Annotated in this window: 21 protein-coding genes, 1 other RNA gene and 1 other annotated feature; of the genes, 3 read left to right on the top strand and 19 right to left on the bottom strand. The window is 39.8% G+C overall.

Going from position 1 to position 24,173, the window contains the following annotated elements:
* Positions 1–142: 142 nt before the first annotated feature.
* The 8 genes from A6M13_RS01195 to recD2 all read right to left on the bottom strand — a co-directional run bounded on the left by A6M13_RS01195 (position 143) and on the right by recD2 (position 9,571).
* Positions 143–478 (bottom strand): zinc ribbon domain-containing protein YjdM, encoded by a 336-nt coding sequence (locus A6M13_RS01195; RefSeq protein WP_066542286.1) that lies wholly within the window; start codon positions 476–478, stop codon positions 143–145.
* 15 nt (positions 479–493) lie between these two features.
* The gene (locus tag A6M13_RS01190) at positions 494–1,012 is read right to left on the bottom strand and encodes a DUF1292 domain-containing protein (protein ID WP_066542285.1); all 519 of its coding nucleotides are present in this window, start codon (positions 1,010–1,012) and stop codon (positions 494–496) included.
* An 87-nt stretch (positions 1,013–1,099) separates the two neighbouring features.
* Positions 1,100–1,408 (bottom strand): DUF1292 domain-containing protein, encoded by a 309-nt coding sequence (locus A6M13_RS01185; RefSeq protein ID WP_066542284.1) that lies wholly within the window; start codon positions 1,406–1,408, stop codon positions 1,100–1,102.
* A 26-nt stretch (positions 1,409–1,434) separates the two neighbouring features.
* Entirely contained in the window at positions 1,435–1,851 is a 417-nt protein-coding gene (ruvX, locus tag A6M13_RS01180; protein ID WP_066542283.1) for a Holliday junction resolvase RuvX, read from the bottom strand.
* Complete coding sequence (locus tag A6M13_RS01175; RefSeq protein ID WP_066542282.1) at positions 1,848–2,117, bottom strand: IreB family regulatory phosphoprotein; 270 nt, start codon at positions 2,115–2,117, stop codon at positions 1,848–1,850. Before A6M13_RS01175 ends, ruvX begins: the two co-directional genes overlap by 4 nt.
* Before the next feature lie 196 nt (positions 2,118–2,313).
* Positions 2,314–4,971 (bottom strand): alanine--tRNA ligase, encoded by a 2,658-nt coding sequence (gene alaS / locus A6M13_RS01170; protein WP_066542281.1) that lies wholly within the window; start codon positions 4,969–4,971, stop codon positions 2,314–2,316.
* 77 nt (positions 4,972–5,048) lie between these two features.
* Positions 5,049–5,262: a binding site (T-box leader), on the bottom strand.
* A gap of 131 nt (positions 5,263–5,393) precedes the next feature.
* Positions 5,394–6,605 carry a NupC/NupG family nucleoside CNT transporter gene (locus A6M13_RS01165; protein ID WP_066542280.1) on the bottom strand — a complete coding sequence of 404 codons (1,212 nt, stop codon included), beginning with the start codon at positions 6,603–6,605 and terminating at the stop codon, positions 5,394–5,396.
* Positions 6,606–7,114: 509 nt separating this feature from the next.
* Positions 7,115–9,571: an SF1B family DNA helicase RecD2 gene (gene recD2, locus A6M13_RS01160; protein WP_066542279.1), complete on the bottom strand. Its 2,457-nt coding sequence runs from the start codon at positions 9,569–9,571 to the stop codon at positions 7,115–7,117.
* A gap of 132 nt (positions 9,572–9,703) precedes the next feature.
* Between recD2 and hisA the strand changes: the two genes are divergently transcribed.
* Both hisA and A6M13_RS01150 read left to right on the top strand, forming a co-directional pair.
* Positions 9,704–10,459: a phosphoribosylformimino-5-aminoimidazole carboxamide ribotide isomerase gene (gene hisA / locus A6M13_RS01155; RefSeq protein ID WP_066542278.1), complete on the top strand. Its 756-nt coding sequence runs from the start codon at positions 9,704–9,706 to the stop codon at positions 10,457–10,459.
* Positions 10,460–10,481: 22 nt separating this feature from the next.
* Complete coding sequence (locus A6M13_RS01150) at positions 10,482–10,850, top strand: hypothetical protein (protein WP_066542277.1); 369 nt, start codon at positions 10,482–10,484, stop codon at positions 10,848–10,850.
* Between the two features lie 42 nt (positions 10,851–10,892).
* Here the strand turns inward: A6M13_RS01150 and A6M13_RS01145 are convergent, their stop codons facing one another.
* From A6M13_RS01145 to cymR, 4 genes are all read right to left on the bottom strand, one after another.
* Positions 10,893–11,552, bottom strand: a complete 660-nt coding sequence (locus A6M13_RS01145; RefSeq protein ID WP_066542276.1) for a tetratricopeptide repeat protein — start codon at positions 11,550–11,552, stop codon at positions 10,893–10,895.
* Positions 11,553–11,614: 62 nt separating this feature from the next.
* The gene (gene mnmA / locus A6M13_RS01140) at positions 11,615–12,736 is read right to left on the bottom strand and encodes a tRNA 2-thiouridine(34) synthase MnmA (protein WP_066542275.1); all 1,122 of its coding nucleotides are present in this window, start codon (positions 12,734–12,736) and stop codon (positions 11,615–11,617) included.
* Positions 12,737–12,813: 77 nt separating this feature from the next.
* Complete coding sequence (locus tag A6M13_RS01135) at positions 12,814–13,950, bottom strand: cysteine desulfurase family protein (RefSeq protein ID WP_066542274.1); 1,137 nt, start codon at positions 13,948–13,950, stop codon at positions 12,814–12,816.
* A 12-nt stretch (positions 13,951–13,962) separates the two neighbouring features.
* Positions 13,963–14,382, bottom strand: a complete 420-nt coding sequence (gene cymR / locus A6M13_RS01130; protein WP_066542273.1) for a cysteine metabolism transcriptional regulator CymR — start codon at positions 14,380–14,382, stop codon at positions 13,963–13,965.
* A 215-nt stretch (positions 14,383–14,597) separates the two neighbouring features.
* On the opposite strand from cymR, the gene A6M13_RS01125 reads away from it, so the two are divergent.
* Positions 14,598–15,881, top strand: a complete 1,284-nt coding sequence (locus A6M13_RS01125; RefSeq protein WP_066542272.1) for a replication-associated recombination protein A — start codon at positions 14,598–14,600, stop codon at positions 15,879–15,881.
* A gap of 469 nt (positions 15,882–16,350) precedes the next feature.
* Here A6M13_RS01125 and A6M13_RS01120 read toward each other — a convergent pair whose 3' ends face one another.
* The 7 genes from A6M13_RS01120 to aspS all read right to left on the bottom strand — a co-directional run bounded on the left by A6M13_RS01120 (position 16,351) and on the right by aspS (position 24,161).
* Complete coding sequence (locus A6M13_RS01120) at positions 16,351–18,492, bottom strand: methyl-accepting chemotaxis protein (protein WP_066542271.1); 2,142 nt, start codon at positions 18,490–18,492, stop codon at positions 16,351–16,353.
* 259 nt (positions 18,493–18,751) lie between these two features.
* The gene (locus tag A6M13_RS01115; RefSeq protein ID WP_066542270.1) at positions 18,752–19,252 is read right to left on the bottom strand and encodes a hypothetical protein; all 501 of its coding nucleotides are present in this window, start codon (positions 19,250–19,252) and stop codon (positions 18,752–18,754) included.
* Between the two features lie 180 nt (positions 19,253–19,432).
* Positions 19,433–19,807, bottom strand: coding sequence for a hypothetical protein (locus tag A6M13_RS01110; protein WP_066542269.1), 375 nt, complete (start codon positions 19,805–19,807; stop codon positions 19,433–19,435).
* Positions 19,808–19,876: 69 nt separating this feature from the next.
* Positions 19,877–20,638, bottom strand: a complete 762-nt coding sequence (locus A6M13_RS01105; protein ID WP_066542268.1) for a tRNA threonylcarbamoyladenosine dehydratase — start codon at positions 20,636–20,638, stop codon at positions 19,877–19,879.
* A gap of 195 nt (positions 20,639–20,833) precedes the next feature.
* Positions 20,834–21,538, bottom strand: a complete 705-nt coding sequence (locus tag A6M13_RS01100) for a glucosamine-6-phosphate deaminase (protein ID WP_066542267.1) — start codon at positions 21,536–21,538, stop codon at positions 20,834–20,836.
* A 355-nt stretch (positions 21,539–21,893) separates the two neighbouring features.
* A non-coding RNA gene (gene ssrS / locus A6M13_RS01095) (6S RNA) lies at positions 21,894–22,077 on the bottom strand.
* A gap of 311 nt (positions 22,078–22,388) precedes the next feature.
* Positions 22,389–24,161 carry an aspartate--tRNA ligase gene (gene aspS / locus A6M13_RS01090; protein WP_066542266.1) on the bottom strand — a complete coding sequence of 591 codons (1,773 nt, stop codon included), beginning with the start codon at positions 24,159–24,161 and terminating at the stop codon, positions 22,389–22,391.
* Positions 24,162–24,173: the final 12 nt, after the last annotated feature.

The raw sequence follows: 24,173 nt of genomic DNA, 5'->3' as shown, positions 1-24,173 counted from the left end.
AAATAATCATACAAGATTCTGTCGCATGTGACAAACAAATCTATTATGCCGATAAAAGGTTCACGCTGTAAATAGATACACCGTCACCTTTTTTCCGCCTAACGTAAAAAAGATTGCCCGCTTACGTGGACAATCTTTTTCATTAAATCTTTTTCACGAACTCTGATTTTAAGCCCATTGCGCCAAAGCCATCAATTTTACAATCGATGTCATGACCATCTGTAGCATCTAGCACTAAACGAATATTTTTCACTTTCGTTCCTTGTTTAACAGCACTTGAGCTACCTTTTACTTTTAAATCTTTAATGACTGTTACTGTGTCGCCATCTTGAAGCACGTTGCCGTTTGCATCTTTAATGACTACCACTTCTTCCTCTTCTGGTGTTGTCGCCCACTCATGCGCGCATTCTGGACATACATAGTTCACACCATCTTCATACGTGTATGAAGAATTACATTTTGGACAATTTGGATACACGAAAAAAACCTCCTGCTATTGTTCACCTTGTAATGATTGTAATACCGCTTCAACAAATGCCCATTCATCATCTGTTTCAATCGGTAACAAGTCAAGTACTTCACCGTTATTACCAGATGCATAAGCCGATGCAAATACTTCTGTCACCATACCATTGTCATCTAAATCACCGTAAAACAAGTAATCTTTTTGCGTTTCTGGATGTTGGAAACGGTGTAAAATTTGGAATTCCACATCGTCACCTTGTTCATTTGTTACAGTAATAAAATTTTGTTGGTCTTCTGAGAATTCACTCACAATGGTGTTCATTACTTCTTCAACCATTGCCCACTCTTCATCTGTTTCGATGTCAGCAAAATCCGATAACTCACCGTTATCATCTAAAATATAACGTAATGCAGACACTTGACCTGTTTCATCGCCTACAACTGTAAATAACACATATGAGTGTTCTTCCGCATCAAATGTAAACACGACGCGACATGTTACATCTTCGCCCACTTCATTTTGTAATGTAAATGTTTGTTCTTCCACTGGAAAAACTCCCTTCTGCTCATCTATATTTCGTTACAGAAAAAGAGGAGAAGACAAACTGCCTTCTCCCAATTCTCTACGTATCGATTACTCTTCGTCTTCGTCTTCTAACGCGTTAATTTGGTCTTCGATTTCTTCCATTTTAGATTCTACGAAAGCCCACTCTTCTTCTGTTTCGATTGGGAAGATATCGCCACCTTCACCTGTTTCATCTTCCACATAAGAATATGCGTGAATTTCTACGTAGCCGTTTTCGTCTTCTTCAGCGCCTACTTCAGAAATAAATACGTATGATTTACCGTTTTCGTCGTTTGTGAATGTATCTAATACTTCAAATAACGTTTCGTTACCGTTTTCGTCTACTAATGTGATGTTGCGATTTTCTTGTTCTGCCATGTTGAGTTCCTCTTTTCTATTCACTGTTAGTTTTTGCTGTCTAAATAACCTTGTAAAATCATTACAGCTGCCATTTTATCAATGACTTGCTTGCGCTTTTTGCGGCTAACATCCGCCTCAATGAGCATACGTTCTGCCGCCATTGTTGTCAAGCGTTCGTCCCATAGTTTCACTGGGAAACCAAAGCGCTCTTCCAGCATTTTTTTGTAGTTTTCCGATGCTTCGCCACGCGGACCGATTGTATTGTTCATGTTCTTCGGATACCCTACAACAAATTCCGTTACAGTATATTCCTTCACAAGTTCTGCAATACGTTCAATACCAAATTCAGCTTCCACTTCGTTAATTTTAATCGTTTCAACGCCTTGTGCTGTCCAGCCGAACGCATCACTTACTGCTACGCCGACTGTTTTTGAGCCAACGTCTAATCCCATAATTCTCATTTTGATTCCTCGTTATGTTTAATATAAAATTTGACGAGCTCTTCTAAGATTTCATCACGTTCCAGCTTACGAATTAAATTACGCGCATCTTGGTGACGAGGAATATATGCCGGATCGCCAGAGAGCAAGTAACCAACGATCTGGTTAATTGGGTTATAACCCTTCTCCTCTAAAGATGTATGCACCTTTAACATTACTTGCTTGACTTCCTGCTCCATCGATTCTTCAGGGAAATTAAATTTCATTGTGTGATCGAATGAATCCATGCCCAGCACCTCGCTTTCAGAAATAAGGAGATGCAAACGAGTCGCATCTCCTTTTTCCTCAGTATACATGATTTAAAAGACTTAATAAATGAATTTGCCTAAATTCATGTGAAGTCTAGAAAATTAAACAAAACTTCCTAAATTTTCAGGTCATAACCACTATACCGTATCATCGTGTGTCGTTTTGTTCAGACGCTTACGCAAAAATTGGTAGTTCATATACAGATGCTAATGCTGCTTCTAGCTTATCTGCATCCTTCGCACCAGCCATTGCCATATCTGGGCGTCCGCCGCCTTTACCGCCACATTGCTCTGCAACGTGCTTCACGATATTACCTGCGTGGTAGTCACCACCAGCAATTTCTTTTGAAACCCCTGCACATAACATTACTTTATCGCCATCTGTAGCACCTAAAACGATAACGGCTTTATCCATTTTCGCTTTTAAGTCATCCATCATTTGGCGTAATTGGTTGTTATCTTTCGCTTCAACTACTGTTGATAACACCGTTACATCACCGAATGTTTTCGCTGCATCTAATACTGCACCTGCTTGAGCATTGGCGATTTTTTGTGATAATGATTCGTTTTCACGTTGTAATTCTTTGTAGTCAGCTTGTAATGACGCAACACGTGTTGCCACATCTTTTGCATTCGCTTTTAATAATGCAGCTGCTTCAAGTAATACCGCTTCTTCTTCTTTTACTGCTTCGTACGCTGCTTTACCAGTAACTGCCTCGATACGACGAGTACCTGCACCGATACCACCTTCAGAAACAATTTTGAAGAAGCCGATTTCAGATGAACGTTGTACGTGTAAACCACCACAAAGCTCGATTGAGTAATCTGAAACGGCTACGACACGTACAACATCTCCGTATTTTTCACCGAATAATGCCATTGCGCCCATCGCTTTTGCAGAATCAATATCCATTTCTTGAATTACTACTTCAATGTCATCCCAAATTTTTTCGTTTACTGCGCGCTCTACTTGTGCAAGCTCTTCTTTCGTTGCTGCACCGAAGTGAGAGAAGTCAAAGCGTAAACGGTCTGGACCTACGTAAGAACCTGCTTGTGCTACATGGTCACCTAATACGTCTTTTAATGCGCGGTGCATTAAATGTGTTGCTGTGTGGTTTTTCAAGATTAATTTACGTTTTGCTTCGTCGACATTTGCAGTTGCCACGTCGCCTACATTCATTTCACCAGACTCGATCACAACTGTGTGTAACGGTTGTCCATTTGGTGCTTTTTGTACGTCTTTAACAACCGCTTTAAATGTATCTGATTCGATAACACCCGTGTCGGCGATTTGTCCACCCATCTCTGCGTAGAACGGTGTTTCTGATAAGATCACTAATGCTTCTTCACCTTCAGAAGCTGTATTTGTTTCTTGACCGTTAACAACGATTGCTGCCACTGTGCCTTGTAATGAATACGCATCATATACAAATGTAGAAGCTTGCGTTAAGTTCGCTAACACTTCGCTTTGCACTTGCATTGAATCTACGTCTGCACGTGCGTTACGTGCACGCTCACGTTGTTGCTCCATCGCTTGCTCAAAACCTGCTTGGTCAACTGTCATGCCTGCTTCTTCTGCATATTCTTCCGTTAACTCAATCGGGAAGCCGAATGTGTCATATAGTTTGAATGCATCCGCACCTGGAATAACCGTTTCACCTTTTGCTTTTTGTGACGCAATTACATCTGAAAGAATCGCTAAACCACCGTCAAGTGTTTCGTGGAAGCGGTCTTCTTCGTTTTTAATTACGCGTGCAACAAATTCTGCTTTCGCTGTTACTTCTGGGTAGAAGTCTTCCATAATCGCACCAACAGTCGGCACTAATTTGTACATAAACGGCTTATCAATACCGATTTGTTTTGCATAACGTACCGCACGACGTAGTAAACGACGTAATACATAACCGCGACCTTCATTTGATGGTAATGCACCGTCACCGATTGCAAATGCTACTGTACGAATATGGTCAGCAATTACTTTGAATGGTGTGTTAATATCTTCTGTTGAACCGAAGATTTCTTTTAAATCTACTTCGCTTGGACGTTTATATTTACGGTTCGCAAACTCTTCTACTTTTTCAATGATTGGCATGAATAAGTCTGTATCGAAGTTTGTTGGTACATTTTGTACAACGGATACGATACGCTCTAACCCCATCCCTGTATCAATGTTTTGCTTTGGTAGTGGCGTATATGTGCCATCTGGATTGTGGTTAAATTGAGAGAATACAAGGTTCCAAATTTCTAAGTAACGTTCATTCTCGCCACCTGGATACATTTCTTCTTCTGGTGTACCAAAGCCATATACTTCACCGCGGTCATAGAAGATTTCTGAGTTTGGACCAGATGGACCTTCACCGATATCCCAGAAGTTCCCTTCAATACGAATTAAACGCTCTTCTGGAATCCCAATTTCATTTGCCCATACATCATATGCTTCTTGGTCTTCCGGGTGTAATGTAATTGATAATTTTTCAGGGTCAAAGCCCATCCATTTTTTATCAGTTAAAAACTCCCATGCAAAGTGAATAGATTCTTTTTTGAAGTAATCACCGATTGAGAAGTTCCCTAACATTTCAAAGAATGTATGGTGACGCGCTGTTTTCCCAACGTTTTCAATATCATTTGTACGAATTGATTTTTGTGCATTTGTAATACGTGGGTTGTCTGGAATAACACGGCCATCAAAATATGGCTTTAATGTCGCAACACCTGAGTTAATCCAAAGTAATGACGGGTCATTAATTGGTACAAGTGGTGCTGACGGTTCTAAATGGTGATTTTTCTCTTGGAAAAATTCTAAATAAAGACGACGAATTTCTGAAGCTTTCATGGTTGTTTTCCTCCTAAAGTTAACTGTGAATACATACATGGCATTCTTTATTGCATAAAAAAAGCCCCCATCCCTAAAAAAGGGACGAAGACTGTTATCTCGCGGTACCACCCTAGTTTATGCTTGTACACAGACAAACATATCTCTAAGCACTTTAACGCAGTGAACGGCAGGGATTAGCTGCACTCAGGAGTAGCTTTCGGTTTATATGCCTGGTTGCTCTTTCAGCCTTTGGAACAACTCTCTTACATCAGTCACAATTAAACGTACTTTCTCCGTCAATGTATTCATTCATATTCTACGTTAAATTATATGTACAAATAAACAAGCTGTCAATGCACAGCTTATACATTTTGCAATATTTATATAGGTAGAAACAAAAAAGTTGCCCTTCCGTAATGGAAGAGCAACTTCACTATTTATTAAATAAACATACCTGCAATTGCAGCACTTAGTAATGATGCTAATGTACCTGCGATTACCGCTTTAAATGCTAATTTCGCGATAACTGGACGACGCTCTGGCGCCATCGAACCTAAACCACCAATTAAAATTGCCATTGAACTTAAGTTTGCGAAACCACATAATGCAAATGAAACAATCATCGCTGTTTTGTCTGTTAAGTTTGGAATTTCTGGTGCGAAGTTTGTATAAGCAACAAATTCGTTTAATACCAATTTTTGACCGATGAATGAACCAGCTTTAACTGCTTCTTCCCACGGTACACCGATGATAAACGCAATTGGTGCAAATACGAAACCTAATAATTTTTCAATTGTAACGCCTTCTAAACCGAAAATACCTGTTGTAAAACCTAAAATACCATTTAATAAAGCAATTAATGCGATGAATGCTAATAACATTGCACCGACATTCAAAGCAAGTTGCATACCATCACCCGCACCACGCGCTGCTGCGTCGATAACGTTTGCTGATTGTGTATCTTTTTCCATCTTGAAGTTAGTTGCATCTACTTCTTCTGTTTCAGGCATTAATAATTTCGCCATTACTAAACCTGCTGGCGCTGCCATGAATGAAGCGGCAATTAAATATTCTAATGGAACACCTAATAATGAATAACCAACTAATACCGAACCTGATACAGATGCTAAACCACCTGTCATTACGGCGAATAATTCTGATTTTGTCATTTTCGCTAAGAACGGACGAATAACTAATGGTGCCTCTGTTTGTCCAACGAAAATGTTTGCTGCTGCGTTTACTGATTCTGCTTGGCTCGTACCTAATACTTTCGATAAGAAACCACCGATGAATTTAATAATGATTTGCATAATTCCTAAATAGTATAATACTGAAATTAATGCTGAGAAGAAAATAATAACTGTTAATACGTTAATCGCAAAAACGAAACCTACATTATTCGCATCTGCTAAACCACCAAATACGAATACAATCCCTTCGTTCGCATAGCTAATTAAATTTTGTACCGCATCTGATACAAACATTAACGCCTCGCGTCCTGCTTCCCATTTCAATACGATAAATGCAAAGATTAACTGAACTGATAAACCTGCGATAATTGTGCGCCATTTAACGCTTGCACGGGCACTTGAGAAAATGAAACCTAATGCTAAAATGACGAAAATACCGCCAATTCCCCATAAAATGTTCATTATAGAAAGACACCTTCTTATATAATTTTGTGTAATCTGTATAACTCTTTTACTTGTTTGAAGTAAGAAGTCATACATCTGATTTCTTAAACAGATAATAGCACTTATTAGGTCATTTTCAAATTAATAATATTTTACGATTTTTCAGATATTAAACCGGTTACATAGTCATTTATTTAAATTTTATTTTTTTGCTTCTCCGTTTGGATATTTTTATGAAAAACTAAAATGCATCGAAATAAAAACACGAACATAAAACTCTATAAAAAAGTGAACGTTCGTCAAAAAAAATTATAAAAAATAACGCAAGCGGACGCTTTTCGCCCCACTTACGTTACACAAATTACAGCATATTGACAAAACGGGACAAAACGAGCCACTCATTCGTCATATAATGTCCCAGTTTTCACTTTGAAAGACGAGTATGATATCACGATTATTGAATTGGTATGTCCTTTTCATACAATAATACATGCTACATAGTATCAAAAAGGCTCTTTCCACTGTAATTAATCCTTATCGTTTAAAAAATCATACGGTGATATATGCTCCATTCCAATCATCGGATGAATATGTGGCAATGTTTCTACCGACAGATGCTGTGGTAGTTCGTGTTTAACCGTTTCCAGTGGTATTACATCTTCTTTCACAGCAGTTGTATGGTCGTCTGCTTGCCCATATTCTGCTTCTGTCAAGTCACTGGCATGTAAACGTGCACGTAACGTCGTTAAACGTTGTAAATCATCCGTACGTTGTAGACCTTGAATTAATACATCCGGCTCGCCACATAAAATTAAGAAGTTCTTTGCACGCGTAATGCCGGTATACAGTAAATTACGGCGCAGCATTTTCGCATAGCCACGTACAACTGGCATAATCACCATCGCAAATTCCGAACCTTGTGATTTATGAATCGAGCAACAGTATGCTAACGTAATTTGATTTAAATCACCGCGCTGATACGTCACTTCAATACCGTCATAGCTGACAATCATCGTATCTTGCTTCTCTACCGTTTCATTCGCTTTAATAATGGAAATAATTTCGCCCATGTCACCGTTAAAGACATTGCTCTCTGGTTGGTTCACGAGCTGCAGCACTTTGTCCCCTACACGGAAAATTGTATCACCAAACGCTAGCTCACGACGTTTGCCATCGTCATTTGGATTGACAAGCGCTTGAATTTCTTTGTTTAGCATATCAATACCGGCAGGTCCTTTATACATGGGCGCAAGCACTTGTACATCACGAATGCTATAACCCTTCTTTAAAGCACTCTGTACGACTTGTGTCACCGCACTTGCTACTTGATTAACGCCAGCTTGAATAAAACTACGGTCCGATGTTTTAGCGGTTAAATTATCTGGAATTTTATTTTGTTTAATTTGATGTGCAATTTCAATAATCGTCGACCCTTCCGCTTGTCGGTACACATCGGTTAGCTCGACTGTTGGTACTTCATTTGACGCTAATAAATCTTTTAATACTTGTCCAGGTCCTACAGGTGGTAATTGGTCTTGGTCGCCTACAAATACAACTTGTACATCTTCAGACAAAGCTTTCAATAATTGATGTGCAAGCCATGTATCAACCATCGACATTTCATCAATAATGAGTAAACGGCCGCCAATTTCACGCTCTGTTTCTTCATCCTTCTCCTGCCCCGTAAAGCCAAGCAAGCGGTGAATCGTCATCGCTGGAAGTTCTGTTGATTCTGCTAAACGCTTCGCTGCTCGACCCGTTGGTGCAACAAGTGTAATCGGAAATGGCTCTTCTTTTTGCGCATAATACTGTGGGTCTAATGATAGACCATGCAGTTCAGCATAAACATTAACAAGACCGCGAATCACCGTTGTTTTTCCCGTTCCAGGTCCTCCCGTTAAAATCATTACTGATGAATTGAGTGCTGTTTCAATCGCTTGTACTTGTGTTGGTGCATACGTCACACCATTTAATTCTTCAATATCGCCAATCGCATGACGAATGGCATCGGTTGGGAATGTCGAATGCTCTTTATTTTTTTCGAGTAACGTTATAATTTTTGAAGCGATGCCGACTTCTGAAAAATAAAGAGATGGTAAATAAGCACGCGTTTCCTCGCCGCATATTTTGCTCTCTTCACGCATTTCAATGAGCACTTGTGTAATTAAATCATACGTAATTTCCTCACGCTGGCTTTGCTCTAGCATGCTCTTAACAGTCGGTAAAATATGCTCGGCATCTAAATATACATGCCCTTCTGACAATGCTCCGTTCGTTAACACATGTAAAATCCCTGCTGCGACACGGTCTTTATGCGTACCTGTAATACCTAACTTTGCCCCAAGTTCATCTGCTTTAAAAAAGCCGACACCCTCCACATCTTCAATGAGGCGGTACGGATTTTCATTTAATAGCTCAATCGTTTGTTCACGATACGTTTGATAAATTTTCATGCCTAGCTGTGGTCCGAATCCCCACTCGTTTAATTGAATCATGACACGTTCAAGCCCTAAATTTTGCTCAATCGTTTCGCGCAGCATATTTTTCTTTTCTTGCGACAATCTTGGTACTTCATCTAGTGCATACGGGTCTTCTAAAATACGTGTAATGGCATTGACACCTAGCTTCTCGACAATTAACTCTGCTGTTTTGCGTCCAATACCGGTAAATAAATCACTCGACAAATAATGGACAACGCCTTGCTCAGTCGCAGGCACTTCCTTTGTAAATGTATCCGCTGCAAATTGTTGTCCGTATTTTGGATGTTGGCGCAATTGTCCAGTAAAACGATATAACTCATCATTTTGAAGTGGTGGGAAGTAACCAACGACAATTAACTCTTTTTCATCAAACGCAACATTCGTTTCTTGTATTTTAATACGCACAATCGAATACATATTTTGGTTATTATGAAAAATGGATACAATTGGACGACCAAGCACGAATAATTTATTTTGTTCAAATAAATCCATATTTTGCGTCATAATCTTCCCTCCTTCGATTGTTTTTCTGTTTATTTTACCATAGAATACGAGCAACCGTTCGTGAACTGAAGATTTTAAACTTGAATAAATATTCAAATATTAAGATAATAGGTAAAAGAAAGGGTTGAGTTTATGGAATTTAGACCTTGTATTGATTTACATGATGGCAAAGTAAAACAAATCGTTGGAAGTACACTTGGCTACAGTGACCAAAAAGTCATTGAAAACTTTGTGTCTGCGCACGATTCACACTATTACGCAGAACTATTTAAAAAAGATGGCTTAACTGGCGGACATGTCATTATGCTGGGCAGTGGCAATGAGCAAGCTGCAAAGGAAGCACTTGCTGCGTATCCTGGAGGTTTACAAATCGGTGGTGGCATTACTGCTGAAAATGCGAAAAGCTATATTGATGCAGGCGCTTCACATGTCATTGTGACATCGTATATTTTCCATGATGGCGCGCTGCATATGGAACGTTTACAAAAGCTGATTGACGCAGTTGGCAAACAGCATATTGTCCTTGATTTAAGCTGTCGCCAAAAAGATGGTCACTGGTATGTTGTGACAGATAAATGGACAAAGTTTAGTGATTTTATTGTCAACGAAGCATCCATTCGCCAACTGGAGCAATACTGTGATGAATTTTTAATTCACGCAGTCGATGTTGAGGGCAAAAAAAGTGGTATGCAAGAAGAGCTTGTACGCGATTTAGCACAGTGGGTACATATTCCAACGACGTATGCAGGGGGCGTACGTTCACTTGAAGACTTACGTCAATTTGACGCAGTAGCAAACGGCAAGCTACATGTCACAATTGGTAGTGCGTTATCTATTTTTGGTGGCGACTTGTCGTATGACGAAGTAGTCGCATTTTGTGCAAAATAATTTTTTCTGGAGGATTTCGGCAATGAATATTATTTACAAGCATTATAAATTTCCATTTGAAGACACAAATTTAGAACGTATTATTGACGGAGAATATTTTAAAATTGACCGTGAAGATTACGAGGATGAAGAAGCCATTGTTGTGCACTTAAATAATGAGCGCATGTTATTGGAATTCTCGAAGTCATTAAAAGCAACATGTGGGCTTGTACAAGATTGTGAAACGATGTCCTATATTGAAGCAAACTTGAAGCTTGAAGATTTCGTTCAGCATTTTAACAAATTATATAAATTGAATGCGACGATTCAAGCGATGCCAAAAGAAGAAACGATTACACCAGATAAACCTGCACCACGTCCAAATGAAGAATCGGAACCACAGCCAGAATAAAAAACAGCCTGCTTGCGCTTTTACGCATAAGCAGGCTGTTTTTTAGTTTTTCTTTTGCAGTAACATATTATAAATTTCATGCGCTTGTACAAATTCAGGCTGTAACGTAAACGCTTGTTTTAAATGATACAATGCGTCGTCTAGCTGGTCTGTCGATACTGCATATAAAATCCCTAAATTATAATGGGCATCTGCATTATTCCAGTCTTCTTCAATAACAAAGTCTAGCTCCGCTTTTGCTTGTGGGAATAGTTCTAATGTACATAATAAAATGCCGTATGATAAACGAATTTGTAAATCTTGCGGTGCTAGCTCTGCTGCACGTTGCATATACGGTAATGCTAATTTATAGTTTTCTTCACGCTCAAAGCACTTCGCTAACATATAAAAAGCATCTGCCCCTTCAATACCATTATCAATTGACTTTTGGTATAACTTCGCAGCTTCGACAAAGCGTTCTGCATTAAAGTAAAGATTCGCTAAGCCGTAGTACGCTGTTGCAGCGCCTTCATCTAATGTAATCGCTTTTTGGAAAAAGCGCTCTGCACGCTCCGCTTCGTTCATCGTTGCAAGTAAGTTCCCAAAGTTTACGTAGCCTACTGCGTTTTCTGGCTCTGCTTCAATTGCCTGTGTAAAATATTTCGCTGCATCTTCGTAACGACGCTCTTGAATGGCTTGAATGCCTTGTTCGTTAAAATCCATGTAAATGATACCCCTTTCGACTGTAAAAATCGGCGGAGAAACGAGTTCTCCACCGACATGCATTACCCTACGTATGTTAATGCTTGACTACCTTTTAATACTTTATCAATTGTACCGCCACCGATACACTCTTCACCGTCGTATAATACAACCGCTTGACCTGGTGTAATCGCACGTTGTGGCTCTGCAAATGTAATCAGTGCTGAACCATCTGGCTGCATTTCTACTGTTACCGGTGAATCATCTTGGCGGTAACGGAATTTCGCTGTACATGTAAATGTTTGTGGCTTCGGCTCATTTGATGTAAAGCCTAAATTCACTGCGGTTAACGCATCTGAATATAGTTTTTCGTGATGGAACCCTTGTCCAACATATAACACATTACGTGATAAGTCTTTTCCTAATACGAACCAAGGTTCACCGTCGCCACCGATACCTAAACCGTGGCGTTGTCCTAATGTATAATACATTAAGCCGTCATGTGTTCCTTTTACCTCACCATCAAATGTTTCCATATTGCCTGGTTGCGCTGGTAAGTATTGTGATAAAAACTCTTTAAAGTTACGCTCACCGATGAAGCAAATACCTGTTGAGTCTTTTTTCTTCGCTGTTGCAAGACCCGCTTCTTCAGCAATTTTACGCACTTCTTTTTTCTCGATATTACCAATTGGGAACATCACATGTGATAACTGTTCTTGTGATAATTGATTTAAGAAATACGTTTGGTCTTTATTATTATCGACACCGCGCAGCATCTTCACTTCATCACCTGTACGGTCTACACGTGCATAGTGACCTGTTGCTAAATAATCTGCCCCTAAATTCATCGCGTGTTCAAGGAATGCTTTAAACTTAATTTCCTTATTACACATCACGTCTGGATTCGGTGTACGACCTGCTTTATATTCTTCAAGGAAGTACGTAAATACTTTATCCCAATATTGCTTTTCAAAGTTTACAGCATAATACGGAATGCCAATTTGGTTACAAACGGCAATTACGTCTTCATAATCTTCTGTTGCGGTACAAAAACCATTTTCGTCTGTGTCATCCCAGTTTTTCATAAAGATGCCGACAACATCATAGCCTTGTTCCTTTAATAAATGAGCTGTTACAGATGAGTCTACGCCACCTGACATTCCAACGACCACACGGATTTGTGATGGGTCTCTTGTTTCGTTCATACTATTCACCTTTTCGTTTAGACAAACTCGCGTAAAAGGCGCGAAGTCTTTATTTACCCCTAATCGGGCAAACTCTATTATTTCACAAGTCGTTGTACAATAGCAACTACTCGATTTGCTGCATCGCGAATTATTTCGTCACTTAACCCTTGACCAAAGCTGAAGCGAATAGAGCTACGTAATTCTTCGGCTTGCTCACCGTACATGGCCACTAACACGTGTGACGGGTCAATCGAACCTGCTGTACATGCTGAACCGCTTGATACAAGCACACCGCTCATATCTAAATTAATTAAAAAGGACTCAACATGTGTACCTGCAAACATGATGTTTAGAACATGCGCTAACCCTTGCTCACCGTTCACTTTATATGCAATGCCTGCTTGCTCAAACGTATCCAGTAAAATGGTACGGTACTGTTTATATGCTGTAATTGCGGCGTCACGTTTTACGGCTGCCTCGGTTACCGCTGTAGCAAAGCCAATAACGGCCGGTACATTTTCTGTTCCCGCGCGACGCTTTCGTTCTTGTGAGCCACCGTATAATAAATTTGTACATTTTGTGTTTGTACGTACATATAAAAAACCGATACCTTTTGGACCGTTCAATTTATGTGCGGACACACTTAGTAAATCGACACCTAATGCATCCACTTGCATATCCAGTAAGCCGTATGCTTGCACAGCATCTGTATGGAATGTTGCGGGATGATTTTGAAGTAGCGCGCCAATTTCGGCAATTGGCTGCACAGCACCTACTTCATTATTACCGTACATAATCGTCACTAAAATCGTATCGTCGCGCAGTGCTGCTTCGACGTCCGCAACTGAGACAACACCGTACTCATTTACAGGTAGGTACGTAACGTCGTAGCCCTTTTTCTGTAATTTTTCGCACGCATGAAGTACCGCGTGATGTTCGATTTGCGTTGTAATAATGTGTTTTCCTTCGTGCGCTCTTGCTTCTGCTACACCGAAGATTGCGGTATTATCCGCTTCCGTTCCACCGCTCGTTAGTAAAATTTCCGTTGGCTTCGCACCAATTGATGCGGCAAGTACCGCGCGTGCTGCATCAAGCTGCTTACGTGCGTCACGACCAACACGATGAATACTCGATGCATTGCCATAGTCATTTGCCATTGCGTCTGCCATTGCAGCGATGACAGTTGGTGACATCGGTGTCGTTGCCGCATGGTCAAGATAAATTGCGTTCATTATACTATCTCCTTAAATATAGAACATATAGCCTTCTAATGGCTCTGCGTCCGTATGTGTTGCTAAATCTTCTAAGCTCGTTGTATCCAATACGTTTTTTACAGCGTCACGGATACGAATCCATAGCTCACGCTGTGGTGACTCTTCTTCTTCGATACCTTCAACTGGTTGAATCGGCCCTTCTAATACGCGAATAACGTCCGCAGCTGAAATATCTGCCGGTGGATGAGCCAACATATAACCGCCGTATGCTCCACGTACACTTTTTACTAAGCCTGAATTGCGAAGTGGTGATACAAGCTGCTCTAAATATGCTTCTGATAAGTTTTTATCAGCCGCAATTTGACGGAGCGGTAATGGACCTTGTCCGTAATGTTTTGCTAGCTCAATCATAATCGTTAAGCCGTAGCGACCCTTAGTAGAAATTTTCATATAATTACACCTCAAAAGTTAATAGTCATAGTAGTTAACGTATCGTTTCGCTACTAAGCGTGATAAATCCTATTTACCACATTGTTCAAATAGATTACCTATAAATCATATCAACTTATTATAACATATATTTTTTCGACCGCTTACCATAAGCATAGCGTTTTGCGCAACGATTTTTGCACATGCTATACTACAGATATAAAAGGAGGGATACTATGGCAATTGAACCACTTGCCTATCGCATGCGTCCAAAAACGCTCGATGATGTTATTGGGCAGCAACATCTCATTGGCCCTCATACGCCACTTTATAAAATGATTACACAAGGGCATGTCCCTTCCATATTGTTATACGGAGAGCCTGGCATCGGTAAAACATCGATTGCATACGCGATTGCCGGCTCTAGCAATTTACCATTCTTTGCCCTAAACGCGACACAGTCTGGGAAGAAAGATATTGAAGATATCGTCGTAGAAGTGCGCTTACATGGAAAAGTTTTATTATTTTTAGATGAAATTCATCGCTTTAATAAATTACAACAAGACACGCTGTTACCACATGTGGAAAGTGGCGGCATCGTATTAATTGGTGCGACGACTGAAAATCCGTTTCATGATGTCAACCCTGCCATTCGCTCACGCTGTGGTGAAATTGCACAATTAAAGCGACTTACGGTGGAAGAAATGTGCACAGTGCTGCAACGTGCACTTACAGACCGCGAGCGTGGACTTGGTAAATATGCGATTGATATTCGTGAGGAGCAGCTGACGATGATTGCTACTGCGTCAAATGGTGATGCGCGAAAAGCGTTAACGTTACTAGAATCTGTGTACTATGCTTCTGATGACGTTGACAATACGACCGTCATTAGTGACCGCGCAATTGAAAGTTTAGCAAAGCGCATTGGTGTATATGGCGACCAAAAAGGCTCACACTTTTATAATTTATTATCGGCACTTCAAAAATCCGTACGTGGTAGTGATATCGATGCGGCGATGTATTATTTGGCACATTTATTAGAGTCTGGTGATTTAGTTGCCGTTAATCGTCGCTTGCTCGTCATGGCGTATGAGGATGTCGGCATTGCCAATCCATCTGTCGGTGCACATGTACTTGCCGCTGTTCAAGCAGCCGAGCGCCTCGGTATGCCAGAAGCGCGCATTCCGCTTGCAAATGCCGTCGCAATGATGTGCTTAAACGAGAAATCAAACTCGGCTTATAAAGCAGTGGATGCCGCTACACGTGCGATTCACGAAGGCAAAACAGGCGATATTCCGCTTCATTTACGCGATACACATTATGCAGGAGCGACTACACTTGGCCATGGCGGTTATCAATACCCACACGATTTCCCGATTGGCTCGTTTGGCGGTTGGGTGAACCAACAATATTTACCTGATGAATTAGTTGGTACACAATTTTATACACCAACGTCTGCTGGTGAAGAAAAACGGCTCGCCGCCATTTATGAACGCCTGCAGCAATTTAAACGTACATGATCGTAACAAGCGTTCAGGATTAGCACTTTATTTCTGCTAACACTACGTTTATAGAGATGATCATGATTTGCTCGTGCGTCCGCTACGTGAAGTAGCACGTAGCAAAAAATAAAGGATGGGACAGAACTCTATTTCTTATGAAAATGAGTGTATTGAGATGATAAGAATTTGCGGGTGCGTCCCGACACAAGCGGCGACTTCTGCAGGAAAAGCAATGTTTTTCTGCGACGAGTAACCGCAGGAGCATGTGCTTTTAAGCGGAACATCTGCCAAAAACGCCACGTCGTGTGGCAAGGCAGATGTGACAAACATCGTGTTTGCCTCAAGCCATGCCTGCGAAACGCGTCCGCTATGTGGAGTAGCACCAAAAGCAGAAAAATATCCTTCAGCAACGACAACGGCTGAAGGATATTTCTTTTTGTCTCATACTCTTTTTACGTTTGTCTCAGATTATTAATTCATTCACGCTTTACACATCAAATTTTTGTACTGTTTGCGATAAATTATGAATGACTAAACCACTTCGCTCTGTTTCGTGCTGCACTTGCACCATAATTTGTAGCATTTTCTCCATCGCTTGCTCCACATTTTTAGCAGCACGCACATTTTGTTCACTGCTTGCCGCAATACTTCGAACAATATCGCGCATTTGCTCGGTCACTTCTGGATGATTTTGTCCTTGATGTGACATCGCCAGCAACACCGATTTTACATCATCAATATAGATCGCACCTTGTTGCACCTCTTCTGTCCCTTGTCCGATTGCTTGCTCAACTGCCACCGCACTATGCTCAATTTGGCGTAATGTCTCATCAATATCACCGGTCGCTACTTTCGTTTCATTTGCAAGCTTACGAATTTCGTCCGCTACGACCGCAAAGCCTTTGCCATGCTCGCCGGCACGCGCTGCTTCAATTGACGCATTTAATGCTAACAAATTCGTTTGGTCCGCTATCGCCCGAATCGATGTCACAACACCTTCAATACTACGTGATGATACCGAGAACGCCTTGGTCATATGTTGCGCTTGACGTACTTCCTGCACAATAGCGCCCATTTTATGACTAATACCGGCTACTTGTGTTTGGACTTCATGTAGCTGTGTCAATGACGATTGTTCCAGCATTTCCATCGACGTTCGAATTTCATCAATGCGTGTCATTGCAGTATGAACATCATGTAATTGCTGGTCCATCGCACTAAACATTTCTTGTACATCTTCTTGTACGTGTAAAGACTGTTGCTCGACTTGTGACGATTTTTGACGCAATACTTCATTTGTTTGTGTAACGCGGTCTGTCGTTTGCTGCACTTTCGCTAATAATAAGCTTTGCGAGTCAACAAAATTGTTCACCCACCGTCCCATCATGCCAACTTCGTTATTCGTAAGCATATCAGCAGAAATGCGCCTCGTTAAATCGCCACCACCTTCTGCAATCATTTGAATACCGGTCGTCATTGTACGCACTTGCTGTACAATTGGCTTCAGTCGTTTTTTAATAAAAAACATGCCACCACCTATCACATAAACAACATTCACTAAAAATATTGCAAGTGGCGGTACATTTAGCATCATTAACAATTGAAACAATATAATATTCGCTAACATAAACATCATAAAGCTCGCACCAAGCGTCACGCCAATCGAACGTGTGCGATATACTTCCTCTAAATCCGCTTCACACATCATGCCCCACGAATCTAAACTATGTGGCAACTGAAACGTCACCCCTTTTCCAATGACCGGGATATGCCGGTAATCTGAGTAACCAGGAAACTCAACCATTAAATTATCGCCATGTTCAATAGTCCGTTGAACACCCGGATGAAGCTCCTTTGTTGCAGGGTCGGTGAAGCGAATTTCAAATTCTGTATGCTGTTGAATTTTCACAATCCCCCAGTGCTTTGTCTTGATTCCGCCCTTTAAATTATCCCCGAGCGAAAAGGATGCATCTTCAAAACGGCTACGCGACAATGCCGTACCAGGTAAGATGTCTTTTTGAAAATACGGCTTGACCATAAACACATAATTATCGCCAGACTCCGCATAAATATGCCCTGCTTCTCGTTGAATTAAATCGCCAATGACATCATTTGGCACACGCGCAGCTAAAATATGTGTCGTGTTGTCTTCTACCATAATCGGTAGCAAAAATAACAGTGTCACCGCATCATGAAACTTTGATGTACGCCCACCAATCTCCTCTGTTAATGCATCCACAAACGGTCCATATAACAATGGTTGCTTTGTTGCCAATACATGCGCAATTGCTTGTTCGTATAAAGCTGTGGAAGCTTCCGCCCGTGCATAGCTTGATGCATACACATGATGCGCTTCATTGATTAAAAATAACTCCGTAAAATATGTACTACGCTCCTTCGATGTCACTAAAAATGCCGGTAAATCTTCTTGCTGCACATAACGCATTTCCTCTTGGCGACTATATAACGAAGTCCATCTATCAGTCGTCCATTCCGTTAATGTACTCACTCGATTTTTCGCGATGTTTTCAAAAATCATTTCTTTTTCCGCAATTGTATGTTTATTTAAAGTCGTTGATAGCCAAAGCGGGAATCCTTCTTTTAATGATAGCCAGCCAAACATCCCCATGCGCATCCCCTCCAACAAGTTATACCTTTAATTTTAGGTATTAATATCTAAAAATTCAATATATACACCATGATGTTAGTACTAACAAAAGACAAATACATGCGTTTATGAAGTGGGAATACTTCTTTCACATCGAAAAAAACTTTTTGCGACCTGCCATCTAGATGTTAGAAAAAAGCGGGATATTATGACAACATAGAAAAAACGCGAACGAAATCAATTCGTCCGCGTTGTTATGAGTGCCGTGTTATACGTCTATTTATAATAAGTGTTTCACAATATATGACAAGCAATCTGCTGTTGTCATATTTCTGTTCAATGCTTCTTTGTGTAAATCAATAACTGTGTCAAATTGTTGTTCCTGTTGGAAGACGGTATAATTTGCCGAAACATCTTCCAAAATTTCTTCATTAACTGCTGTCGCTTTATTCGGAAGGACATATACGCTCGCTAAAAATAACGTATTGATTTCGTCCACTGTTCCTTTTTGTAGCTTCCACATAGAAAATGCCGTGAAATAAGAAATTTTTGATATAAGCGTGGCATATAAAGTCCAATACGTATTACTTTTTGGGAGTTCCCCATTATTTTCTTGCATATATTTTTTTAAATACGCTAATCCTTCATCCAATTTCGGTGCCAACGCTTTATACGCCTGCTCATAATTATTCGATGTATCGATATGATTAAAAACGATTTCATCGACGAATTCTCGAACTGACATTAAATCAACTCTGTTGTTTTTCGTTTTCATTTCCATATATGGTCATCCCCTTATTCATTCTACTTCCCCCACAAAATATTATAGCAGTGAACTATTTGAAAACGAGGCGCTTGTCTGAAATAAGGCAAATTTGTGAATAAAACATAGAAAAACAGCATTCATTAACATTAAATGCAAATCTTCTTCATCATATGTTTTTTTTTACCATTTACATTATCAATGCTTCCACTGATAATTTTTGTACAAAAATGACTGCTGGCTTTTCCAATTATATTCGTACCAGCGGGCGTCTACATAGCGTAAAATAACGCTTTTATTTGAGTAAAATACCCAGTCAACTTTTTTAATCCACTCCTCAAAATTAATAATATCTATTAGTATGTACTTCTTATGAAACAGTACCTTTGCACATGCGAATGTTTCATCTGAAAATGTATACGCTTTCTTTTGATAATCGTATGCTGGCTCACATACATACTGTTTATCCAAAACATGGATGCGATTGGCAGTTGTATCAAATGTAATTTGAACAACACCCATTTCATCCATCATATTTAATCCGTTATATATTAATTTTGGCATTGTTTCCACCGCTCATCACTCCTTTCAATTGAAAAAGACTTGCTTAAGATTGCTCTTAAACAAGTCAACTGTACGCGATTAACCTTGTACGCGTGTAATCGTTACATCTTTTAAAATCGTATTAATCACCCAGCTTGCTGCGATTAAGCCGGCAACTGATGGTACAAACGCATTTGATGATGGCGGTAATTGCGCTTTGCGAATTTCCGCTTCTGGTTTCCCAACGTATTGTGCAACGTCTGGACGTACAACGATTGGTGACTCATCTGAGAACACAACCGTTACCCCTTTTTTAATGCCTTCTTTACGTAATTTCGTACGAATCACTTTTGCAAGTGGGTCTGTATGCGTTTTTGAAATATCGGCAATTTGGAAACGTGTTGGGTCCATTTTATTCGCTGCACCCATACTTGAAATAATTGGAATGTTACGCTTTAAACATTCCTTCATAATGTGAATTTTATACATAACTGTATCACTTGCATCAATTACGTAATCAATCCCTTGTGCGAAAAACTCCTCATATGTCTCTTCTGTATAGAACATATGCATATCAATAACTTCACATTCAGGGTTAATATCAGCAATACGCTCTTTCATTACACCTGACTTTGATTGACCTACTGTTGATAAATAAGCGACTAATTGACGGTTTACATTTGTAATATCTACATTATCTTTGTCGACTAAAATAATGCGACCTACGCCACTGCGCGCACATGCTTCTGCTGCAAATGACCCTACGCCACCGACACCTAAAATCGCGACTGTTGTATTTTTTAATTTCTCCAAGCCCTCTGTCCCAATCGCAAGCTCGTTACGAGAAAATTGATGTAGCATTTGTCATTCCACCTTTAATTATATAACTGCGCAAAAATTTACGTCGTTTAAAATATAACTAAATTTATCGGAATTAGCAAGCAACATTCCTAAAAACTATGGCGATACACGTTGACCGATTTATGACGAATTACGTATATGAAAAAGGCAATGATGGATTAGTGCACCATCATTGCCTCATTAGCATGCGATTAATTATTTTATCGCTACTGGTAATTTTAAATCTGTGTAGATCACGACGTTTGGATGATTGTTTAAAATCGATACCGGCACTTCTACTGTTACGTTTCCGTCAACAAGTGCTTCCATTGCTTGGCGTTTATTTTCACCACAAGCAATTAAAATAATTTCGTCTGCATCTAAAATTGATGCAATGCCCATTGTAACAGCATGTGTTGGTACTTCATCTAAAGATGAGAAGAAACGTGCATTGGCTTCACGCGTTGATGGCGTTAATTCAATTACATGTGTTTCACTATCAAATGATGTACCTGGCTCGTTAAAAGCAATATGTCCGTTCTCTCCAACGCCTAATAATTGAATGTGACGCTTGTTTGCTTGTAATAACGCTTCGTATTTACGCGCTTCTGCGTCTACATCGTCTGCATCGCCTACAGGTACATATGACGCTGCAAATGGTTTTGCATTGAATAATTGCTCATGCATATATGTGTAGTAGCTATGTGGTGAGTTTTTATCAATGCCTGCATACTCATCTAAGTTAAAGCTTGTGCATGTTGAAAAATCCACGTCACTGTTACGTAAGTTTTCATATAATGGCTCCATCGTGCCACCTGTTGCTAATCCAAATGTTGTTGCACCGTTTGCAACTGCTTGTTGAAAATGTTCGCTTACCGCTGTGTAAAGCGCTGTACGATCATCAAAATAACGAATATCCATCGTTTTGTGTTCACTCCTAGTTTACATGTCTATGTAATGTTTACATTGCAATTTATAATAGCGTATGAATATGTTCCTGTACAATATTCTCACTAATATTCGTACAAATTTTGTCGTAATTTTGTAACAAAATCGACATTTTCTTCCTTACATCCTGTTGTCATAACAGGCTAAGTACAACAAGCAGTGTGAGACAAGAGTAAATATCCTTCAGCAGTGGAATTGCTGAAGGATATTATATGGGCTTTATACTATTTCACAATCTTATGTCGTCATGCACTAGCAAAGTATAATTATGTTCATCAACCTATTTTTATGAAAAATACGGTTTCATTGTAGACTACAACATAAAACGAACCACAGCTTATCTACCCCTTACAAAATCTTGAACCCGCTCGATAGCAGGTGGGTGCCCGCACGATTACATTAAACTTCCCGCTCCATTGGGGCATGTTCGCTGTAACACAAATGTTAAGCTCCCTATGTTCAAATGTTCGGTCAAATAAATACGTAAGGGTTTGGATATAGATAAGTGTGATTCGCTATTACAGTTATGTTATCACAACATATTTTATTACGCCATCATTTTGTTTAATTTTTCTGAAAAATGATGCGAAAGCCTATAATTCTGCTAGAAATATTATATATCTTCTGTAAAGAACCAATATTTTAAGTCATTCGTCACTTTATTTTGTTTCAAATATATATGAAAAAATGACTTTTTTGTCGTAATAAATCTACTTTCACTCTTATCAATGAGTGCTACTTCATCATCACAAAACCGACTAAATAAAAAGCGGTATGAGAAATTTTCTACGTTCTCATACCACTTTTTACGTGTAACGATTATTTATTTACGAGCGGTTGCGCTAATGCGTAAGCTTAACTCGTCTAATTGTGCTGCTGATACTTCTGATGGTGCTGATGTTAATAAGCAGCTTGCTGTTGCCGTTTTCGGGAACGCGATTGTGTCACGTAAGTTTGTGCGACCAGCAAGTAACATAACAAAACGGTCAAGACCGAATGCTAAACCACCATGTGGAGGAACGCCGTACTCAAATGCTTCTAATAAGAAACCGAATTGCGCATGTGCTTCTTCTTCAGAGAATCCAAGTAATTCGAACATTTTATTTTGTAATTCTGGTTCGAAAATACGTAATGAACCGCCACCAAGCTCATAACCGTTTAACACGATATCATATGCTTGTGCACGTACTGCTGCTGGGTTTGTATCCATTAATGCGATATCTTCATCGAATGGACGTGTGAATGGGTGGTGCGCTGCATAGTAGCGACCTTCTTCTGCGTCGTATTCGAATAATGGCCAGTCAACAATCCATAAGAACTCATAACGTGTTTCATCAATGAAGCCAAGCTCACGGCCTAATTTTAAACGTAATGCGCCTAATGCATCTGCAACGATATTAAATTGGTCTGCACCGAATAATAATAAATCGCCTGCTTTTGCATCCATTTTTTCAAGTAATTGCGCTGTTAACTCTTCAGTAAAGAATTTTGCAACCGGACCTTGTACGCCCTCTTCTGTTACTTTTAACCATGCTAAACCTTTTGCTTTATAGATAGCTACAAATTCAGCTAAGCCGTCTAAGTCTTTACGTGTAAATTTATCTGCAGAACCCGTTACGTTAATCGCTTTAACAACGCCGCCCGCTTCAACAGCTGATTCAAATACTTTCATACCTGTCGCAGCAGCAACGTCTGAAACGTCTACTAGTTCTAAACCGAAGCGTACATCTGGCTTATCTGAACCGAAACGACTCATCGCTTCTTGGTATGGCATACGTTTGAATGGTGCTGGAATATCAACACCTTTTACGTCTTTCATGACCGCTTGGATTAAACGTTCATTCATTTCTAAAATTTCATCCATTGACATGAATGAAGTTTCAATATCTACTTGTGTGAACTCAGGCTGACGGTCAGCACGTAAATCTTCATCACGGAAGCAACGAGCGATTTGGAAGTATTTCTCGAAACCACCAACCATTAATAATTGCTTAAATAATTGTGGCGATTGTGGTAAAGCATAAAATTCACCATCGTGTACACGAGATGGTACTAAATAGTCACGTGCTCCTTCTGGCGTTGATTTCGTTAAGATTGGTGTTTCTACTTCTAAGAAGCCTTCTGTTTGTAAGAAGTTACGAATTGTACGTGTTACGTCAGAACGCATTTTGAATGTATCGTACATAACTGGGCGACGTAAATCTAAATAACGGTATTTTAAACGCAAATCTTCGTTTACTTCTACATCATTTTCAATGGCAAATGGTGTTGTTTTTGCTTTATTAATTATTGTTAATGAAGAAGCTAATACTTCAATTTCGCCTGTTGGCACGTTCGGATTTACTTGGCTTGCATCACGTTTTACAACTGTCCCTACAACTTCGATTACATATTCGCTACGCACTTTGTCTGCAATTTCAAGTGCTTCTTTTGCGTGGTCGCCAAATACCACTTGTACGATACCAGAACGGTCACGCATATCTATGAAAATTAATCCACCAAGGTCACGACGTTTTTGTACCCACCCTTTTAATACTACTTCTTGTTCTACTTGTGCAACTGTTACTTCGCCACAAGCATGTGTGCGTTTTGCCATTGTCTTTTGCTC

The organism is Caryophanon tenue (genome assembly GCF_001700315.1).
Classification (GTDB): Bacteria; Bacillota; Bacilli; order Bacillales_A; family Planococcaceae; genus Caryophanon; species Caryophanon tenue.
The sequence above is the reverse complement of the archived record's forward strand: the minus strand, read 5'-3'. Positions and strand labels throughout refer to the sequence as shown.

Excerpts from the sequence above, each read along its gene's own strand:
- A6M13_RS01150 (WP_066542277.1), top strand. The coding sequence starts at position 10,482 with ATGAATATTATTTACAAGCATTATAAATTTCCATTTGAAGACACAAAT.
- ruvX (WP_066542283.1), bottom strand. The coding sequence starts at position 1,851 with ATGAGAATTATGGGATTAGACGTTGGCTCAAAAACAGTCGGCGTAGCA.
- A6M13_RS01165 (WP_066542280.1), bottom strand. The coding sequence starts at position 6,605 with ATGAACATTTTATGGGGAATTGGCGGTATTTTCGTCATTTTAGCATTA.
- A6M13_RS01185 (WP_066542284.1), bottom strand. The coding sequence starts at position 1,408 with ATGGCAGAACAAGAAAATCGCAACATCACATTAGTAGACGAAAACGGT.
- A6M13_RS01120 (WP_066542271.1), bottom strand. The coding sequence starts at position 18,492 with ATGGGGATGTTTGGCTGGCTATCATTAAAAGAAGGATTCCCGCTTTGG.
- A6M13_RS01115 (WP_066542270.1), bottom strand. The coding sequence starts at position 19,252 with ATGGAAATGAAAACGAAAAACAACAGAGTTGATTTAATGTCAGTTCGA.
- hisA (WP_066542278.1), top strand. The coding sequence starts at position 9,704 with ATGGAATTTAGACCTTGTATTGATTTACATGATGGCAAAGTAAAACAA.
- cymR (WP_066542273.1), bottom strand. The coding sequence starts at position 14,382 with ATGAAAATTTCTACTAAGGGTCGCTACGGCTTAACGATTATGATTGAG.
- alaS (WP_066542281.1), bottom strand. The coding sequence starts at position 4,971 with ATGAAAGCTTCAGAAATTCGTCGTCTTTATTTAGAATTTTTCCAAGAG.
- mnmA (WP_066542275.1), bottom strand. The coding sequence starts at position 12,736 with ATGAACGAAACAAGAGACCCATCACAAATCCGTGTGGTCGTTGGAATG.
- A6M13_RS01175 (WP_066542282.1), bottom strand. The coding sequence starts at position 2,117 with ATGGATTCATTCGATCACACAATGAAATTTAATTTCCCTGAAGAATCG.
- aspS (WP_066542266.1), bottom strand. The coding sequence starts at position 24,161 with ATGGCAAAACGCACACATGCTTGTGGCGAAGTAACAGTTGCACAAGTA.
- A6M13_RS01100 (WP_066542267.1), bottom strand. The coding sequence starts at position 21,538 with ATGGATATTCGTTATTTTGATGATCGTACAGCGCTTTACACAGCGGTA.
- A6M13_RS01105 (WP_066542268.1), bottom strand. The coding sequence starts at position 20,638 with ATGCTACATCAATTTTCTCGTAACGAGCTTGCGATTGGGACAGAGGGC.
- recD2 (WP_066542279.1), bottom strand. The coding sequence starts at position 9,571 with ATGACGCAAAATATGGATTTATTTGAACAAAATAAATTATTCGTGCTT.
- A6M13_RS01145 (WP_066542276.1), bottom strand. The coding sequence starts at position 11,552 with ATGGATTTTAACGAACAAGGCATTCAAGCCATTCAAGAGCGTCGTTAC.
- A6M13_RS01135 (WP_066542274.1), bottom strand. The coding sequence starts at position 13,950 with ATGAACGCAATTTATCTTGACCATGCGGCAACGACACCGATGTCACCA.
- A6M13_RS01125 (WP_066542272.1), top strand. The coding sequence starts at position 14,598 with ATGGCAATTGAACCACTTGCCTATCGCATGCGTCCAAAAACGCTCGAT.